Here is a 5933-nt window from a genome sequence, read left to right as displayed (position 1 = left end):
GACCACCCAGTAGAAGTGCGCCGAGTGCCCGTCCGCCTTGGGCCGCAGCACCCGCCCGAGGCGCTGGGCCTCCTCCTGGCGCGAACCGAAGGTCCCGGAGACCTGGATGGCGACCGTCGCCTCCGGCAGGTCGATCGAGAAGTTCGCGACCTTGGAGACCACCAGCACGCTGATCTCCTTGGTCCGGAACGCCTCGAACAGCTTCTCGCGCTGGGCGTTGCTGGTCTCGCCCTTGATCACGGGGGCGTTCAGGGTCTCCCCGAGCTCGTCCAGCTGGTCGATGTACTGGCCGATCACCAGGGTCTGGTCACCGGCGTGCTTGCGGACCAGCGACTCCACCACCCGGCGCTTGGTGGCGGTGGTCGAGCAGTACCGGTACTTCTCCTCCGGCTCGGCGGTCGCGTAGGTCAGCCGCTCCGAGTCGGACAGCGTGACCCGCACCTCGCAGCAGTCGGCGGGCGCGATGTAGCCCTGCGCCTCGATCTCCTTCCAGGGCGCGTCGAAGCGCTTCGGGCCGATCAGCGAGAACACGTCGCCCTCCCGGCCGTCCTCGCGCACCAGGGTGGCGGTCAGCCCGAGCCGGCGCCGGGCCTGCAGGTCGGCGGTGAACTTGAAGACCGGTGCGGGCAGCAGGTGCACCTCGTCGTAGACCACCAGACCCCAGTTGCGGGCGTCGAACAGCTCCAGGTGCGCGTACACGCCCTTCCGCTTGGTCGTCATCACCTGGTACGTGGCGATGGTGACCGGACGGATCTCCTTCCTGGTCCCGCTGTACTCGCCGATCTCGTCCTCGGTCAGCGAGGTCCGCTTGACCAGCTCGTGCTTCCACTGCCGGGCCGAGACGGTGTTGGTCACCAGGATCAGCGTCGTCGACTTGGCCTCGGCCATCGCCGCCGCGCCCACCAGCGTCTTGCCCGCGCCGCAGGGCAGCACCACCACGCCGCTGCCGCCGTGCCAGAACCCCTCGACGGCCTGCTGCTGGTACGGACGCAGGTGCCAGCCGTCCTGCTCCAGCTCGATCGGGTGCGCCTCGCCGTCCACGTACCCGGCGTGGTCCTCGGCCGGCCAGCCGAGCTTCAGCAGCACCTGCTTGATCTGGCCGCGCTCGGAGGGGTGCACCACGACCGTGTCCGGGTCGACCCGGGCCCCGACCAGCGGGACGATCTTCTTGGAGCGCAGCACCTCCTCCAGCACCGGCCGGTCGGTGGTGGACAGCACCAGCCCGTGCACGGGGTGCTTCTGCAGCTGCAGCCGGCCGTAGCGGGCCATGGTGTCGGCCACGTCGACCAGCAGCGCGTGCGGCACCGGGTAGCGGGAGTACTTCACCAGGGCGTCCACCACCTGCTCGGCGTCGTGCCCGGCGGCGCGAGCGTTCCACAGCCCCAGCGGGGTCACCCGGTAGGTGTGGATGTGCTCAGGGGCCCGCTCCAGCTCGGCGAACGGCGCGATGGCACGGCGGCAGTCGGCGGCCCGGGGGTGGTCGATCTCCAACAGCAGCGTCTTGTCGCTCTGGACGATGAGCGGTCCGTCGTTCACGCCTGTGCCCTTTCGATGAGGCCAAACATCCAGTGTGCCGTACGGCGGCAGGGGGCAGGGGCGGGACGGCGGCTGCCCCCCGCGCGGGTGGTGGTGGGTGACCGGACGCGGGCGGGCTCGTTGGGCAGGCCATGAACACGCGCAACCGCTTCCTGGCCGGCCTCGCCCTCACGGGTGCCGCCGTCGCCACCGCCGTCGGTGCGACCCCCGCGCAGGCCGCCCCGACCCCCGGCCTGGACCAGGTGGCCGACATCGGCCAGCCCGGCGGACTGTTCGGCACCGCGGCCTTCACCGTGACCGGGCTGCTGACCGGGGTCGAGCCCAAGGTGCCCGACCCGCAGTCGATCGTCGACCAGGCGAAGAAGCAGAAGCAGGAGCAGGACGCCCAGAAGGCCCAGCAGCAGCACTGAGGCCGCCGCAGCAGCACCGAGGCCGCCGGGCCGCGGGCGCCTCCGCTCAGTCCGTGAGCCAGACGTACGCCGCGAAGCGGCCGGTGGTCTGCTCGCGGCGGTGCGAGAAGAAGTCCCGGTCCTCCATGGTGCACCGGTCGTCGTGCCGGATTCCGGTCACCCCGGCGCGGGTGAGCTGGGCGGTGATCCCCGCCCGGACGTCCAGCGCCGGGGTGTCCCGGCGGGTGGTGGACCACAGTTCCGGCAACCCGGCGCAGGCCTCCTCGCGCATCGCCGCGGGCACCTCGTAGCACCGGCCGCAGGCCAGCGGCCCGACCAGGGCCACCAGGTCGGCCGGGTTGCTGCCGTGCTCGGCCATCGCGGCGACCAGGGCAGGCACCACCCCCGACACGGTGCCGACCCGCCCGGAGTGCGCGGCGCCGATCCGCCGCCCGACCGGGTCGGCCAGCAGTACCGGCGCGCAGTCGGCGGCCAGCGCGGCGAGCGCGAGGCCGGGCCGGTCGGTGTGGACGGCGTCGAGCGGCGGCGCGTCGGTGCCGAACGGCTCGGTGACGTACCGGACCTCCGCGCTGTGCACCTGCCGCATGAACACCACCCGGGCCGGGTCCAGGCCGAGTCCACAGGCGGTCAGCTCACGGTTGCGGCGGACCGCGGCCGGGTCGTCGGCGGTGGTGCCGCCCAGGTTGCGGGTGTCGAACGGCGGCGCGCTGACGCCGCCGTGGCGGTCGGCGACGGCGTACCGGATGCCGGGTGCGAGTTCCATCTGGTCTCCCCCAGGGGTGGGTGGTGGTCCGGGCCGGCGGTCAGTCCTCGTCGACCTCGGCGACGCCGGTGATCCGGTGCAGGGCGAAGGTGCGCACCTCGTCGGAGAGGTGGTCGTACGCGGTGACGAAGCCGCCCTCCACCTTGACCGGGTCGACCACCCGCTGCGAGGACAGCCCCTCCGCGTTGATGTACCCGATCCACATGCGTTCGCCCAGCAGCACCGCGGTCTGCAGCGCGGCGAGGGTGTCGGCGGCGGCGGTGCGCGGCAGCTGCCGCAGGTCGGCGCGGGCCGGCCCGCTCTGCTGGACGGTCGCGGCCGGGCCGGCCACGGTCTCCCGCCGTACCGCGGTGGCGGCCCGGTCACCGGCCCTGATCGCCTTCAGCGCGGCCGCCAGCAGGGTGGCGTCCGGCCGCGGCGGGCCGTCCGGGAGCGGTACGGGGGCGGTCCGCGGAAGCGTCCGGTGGCTGTCCGGGCGGGTGATCAGCACGTCCCCCTCGGCGGACTCGGCGACCGGCGCGTACCCCATCTGCCGGACCACCCCGAGCAGCGTCTCCGGCCCGGCCTGGGCGGCGAGCACGGTGGGGGCGAGCAGCCGCAGCCGCAGTTCGGCCGCCCGCTTGTCGGCGATCACCTCGGCGAGCAGCGCCGGGTCGTCGCAGCGCAGGTACGAGGAGGCGGCGCCGACCCGCAGCACGCCGTGCCGGCGGGCCACGTCGTCGATCAGGTAGCTGAGCGGCTGCGGCACCGGGGTGCGGGAGTGCCGTCCGAGGAAGGTGTGCAGGTCGGCGGCGGTGCGACCGGCGTCCAGTGCGCGGCGTACCGATTCGGGGGTGAAGCGGTAGACGGTGGCGCCGCCCTTGGACTCGACGTCGGCGCACAGGGCGAGCGCCTGGGCCAGCGGGGTGAGCAGCGGGCCCGGCGCGATGGCGGTCAGGTCGGGCTGCAGGATGACGTGGTCGAGCGGCTGCGGCAGCAGCGGCTCCAGCAGGGGGGCGGGGTCGGCGCCGGTCAGCAGGGCGCGGGCCGGGCCGGCCAGGGCGCCGCGGCCGGTGACGCCGAGCAGTTCGGCCTCGGCGAGGGTCCAGCTGGTGAGCTGGTCGCGCAGGTCGCGGCCGTCCGGTCCGGTGGGGCCGCCGCGCAGCGGGCGCTGCCAGCGCAGCACCGGCAGCAGGGCCTCGGCGCCCGCGACCGAGCCGGCGGGCAGGTCGGCGAGCAGGGTGAGGGCCGCGCGGCGGACCACCGGGGCGAGGGTGCGGTCGAGTTCGGGGCCGAGTGCGGCGCGGGTACGGCCCTTGCCGTCGGGGGTGCCGGTCAGTGCGGCCACCCGGCTGGCGGTGAACCAGCTGCGGGCCAGGTGGGCCCAGCGGTCGGCGGTCGGCTGCTGGCGCCAGGTGTCGTACCCGGGGGTGGGTGCCCAGCGCTCGTCGGCCTCCCCGTCCGGGGCGAGCAGGCCCGCGGTGTAGGCGAGTTCGAGCCAGAACGCGGCGGTGGGCTCGGGGCACTCCAGGATCAGGGCGGCCCGCTTGAGGTCGCGTACGCCGAGGCCGCCGGCGCGCAGGGTGGCGGGCGGGGTGAGGCCCCAGGCCTCCAGCAGTTCCTCGACGGTGGCGACGGCGGTGTGGGCCTGGCCGGCGGCGGCGGCGTCCACCGTCTGCGGGTCGTGGGCGGTGGTGGCGGTGAGGGCCGGTGGCGCCGGTTCGACGGTGCGGTGACTGCGGCCGCCGCGCAGGTGCAGGGCCAGTTCGCGGGGCAGCACCACCGAGCCGGCGCTGGAGGGCAGCAGCAGGCCGCGGGCCAGCAGCCACTCGACCGGGCTGCGGACCTCGTCGGCGGTGACCGGGCGGGCCGCGTCCGGGACGGTGCCGGTGGGCGGCCCCCAGACCAGCCGTTCCAGCAGGGCCAGGGCGGGTTCGGGCGCTTCGGCGAGCAGCGCGGCGCAGCGCCTGCGGTCGGTGAGCAGCGCGCCGAGGGCGGCCACCGCGGTCACCGGGTCGGCGGTCGGGGGGAGTCCGGCGCCGGTGAGCAGCTGCTGGAGCCGCGCCGGGGACATGCCGACGGTCGCCTCGGCGAGGGTCGGGCCGAGGCCGGTGCGGCCGGGGTTGGAGGCGCTCGGGGCGAGTGCCTCGCGGACCGCGATGACCAGCCGCAGGGCGGAGTCCGGGCCCCAGAGCAGGGCCTGTTCGCGCAGCTCGGTGAGGGCGGCGGGCAGCGCGGCGGTGACGGCCTCGCGGTCGGCGGGGTCGGCCGCGGGGTGGGGCTTGACCCGGGCCGGGCCGGTCAGCAGGTTGCGGACGGCGGTGTCCGGGCCGCCGTCGGGGAGGGCGGCGAGCGCCTCGGCGACCTGGAGGGTGAAGCGGTCCAGGCGTTCCAGGGCGCGCAGGGCGGAGGCGCGGCTGGAGAGCCGGGCGGCGAGCTGGGTGAGGTCGCCGGGGACCGGGTTGAGCAGATCGGGCCGCGCGCGGAGCAGGCCGGTGAGCGCCTGGTCGCTCCGGGCGCGGAGCTCCTCGGCGAGCGTGCGGGGGGCGGTGGCCCGGCCGGGGCGAGACCCGCTCTGCGTTGTGGTCATCCGACCCAGGTTAGTCGGCCCGGACCAAGAGAAGGCAAGGCCCGGACGTCGCCGGGTGGGCGGGGCGGCCGCGGCGGCGACCCGGCGGTGGCCCGGCGGCGGGCACGGGGTACGGGTGCGGGGTACGGGCGCGTGACGGGCACGCGGCACCGGGACGGGGCGTGCGGGGGCGAACGGCTCGCTTGGGGAGCCCGGCAGTGGGTACCGTCAGCGCAGGTGGGCCGGCGGTGCGATACGGGGTGGCAGGGGCGATGGCGGACAGTCCTACGGGTGGCGACAGCCCCACGGGCGGCGAGTGGTGGCGGGCGGGGAAGCGGGTGCTCGGCGCGGTCCGTTCCGGCGGTGGCGACGGGGCCGGGCGGCCCGAGGAGAGCGTGTACACGGCCGAGGTGCCGGCGCCGCCGGGCTGGGCCAAGCCGCCGGCCGTCGCCGAAGGGGCCGGGGCCGTACCGGTCCAGGGCGGCGGGGCGGTGGACCGGCCCGCGCGGCCGCTCGGCGGCGAGGACGTCACGGCGCGGTTCCCGGGCTGGGACACCGTCAGGTTCTACCCGTTCGAGGAACCCGCCCCGGCGCCGGTGCCGCCGCCGCGGGAGACCGCCGAGGTGCCCGTCACGGCCGCCGAGGCCCCGGCCCCGGCGGCGGAGGCCGGCGCGGC

Annotated in this window: 4 protein-coding genes and 1 pseudogene; 2 read left to right on the top strand and 3 right to left on the bottom strand. The window is 76.0% G+C overall.

The window, feature by feature from the left end:
- A partial coding sequence (locus AA75_RS10330) for a DNA repair helicase XPB (protein WP_033819580.1) occupies nucleotides 1-1536 on the bottom strand: 1536 nt, incomplete at its 3' end.
- Between the two features lie 131 nt (nucleotides 1537-1667).
- Here AA75_RS10330 and AA75_RS10325 point away from each other — a divergent pair.
- Nucleotides 1668-1946 (top strand): hypothetical protein, encoded by a 279-nt coding sequence (locus AA75_RS10325; RefSeq protein ID WP_033819579.1) that lies wholly within the window; start codon nucleotides 1668-1670, stop codon nucleotides 1944-1946.
- Nucleotides 1947-1992: 46 nt separating this feature from the next.
- Here the strand turns inward: AA75_RS10325 and pgeF are convergent, their stop codons facing one another.
- Nucleotides 1993-2709, bottom strand: a complete 717-nt coding sequence (gene pgeF, locus AA75_RS10320; protein WP_033819578.1) for a peptidoglycan editing factor PgeF — start codon at nucleotides 2707-2709, stop codon at nucleotides 1993-1995.
- Between the two features lie 40 nt (nucleotides 2710-2749).
- On the bottom strand, nucleotides 2750-5278 hold the full coding sequence (locus AA75_RS10315) for a helicase C-terminal domain-containing protein (RefSeq protein ID WP_033819577.1): 2529 nt from the start codon (nucleotides 5276-5278) through the stop codon (nucleotides 2750-2752).
- Between the two features lie 251 nt (nucleotides 5279-5529).
- Between AA75_RS10315 and AA75_RS10310 the strand changes: the two are divergent.
- Nucleotides 5530-5933 (top strand): annotated as a pseudogene (locus tag AA75_RS10310) (hypothetical protein); the annotation flags it as partial.

The sequence above is a fragment of the Kitasatospora sp. MBT63 genome (assembly GCF_000710465.2).
Taxonomy (GTDB): Bacteria; Actinomycetota; Actinomycetes; order Streptomycetales; family Streptomycetaceae; genus Kitasatospora.
This window is presented reverse-complemented; position numbering and strand designations above follow the sequence as displayed.

What these genes read in the sequence shown, in the direction of transcription:
- AA75_RS10325 (WP_033819579.1), top strand. Translation starts at nt 1,668, where the DNA reads ATGAACACGCGCAACCGCTTCCTGGCCGGCCTCGCCCTCACGGGTGCC.
- pgeF (WP_033819578.1), bottom strand. Translation starts at nt 2,709, where the DNA reads ATGGAACTCGCACCCGGCATCCGGTACGCCGTCGCCGACCGCCACGGC.
- AA75_RS10315 (WP_033819577.1), bottom strand. Translation starts at nt 5,278, where the DNA reads ATGACCACAACGCAGAGCGGGTCTCGCCCCGGCCGGGCCACCGCCCCC.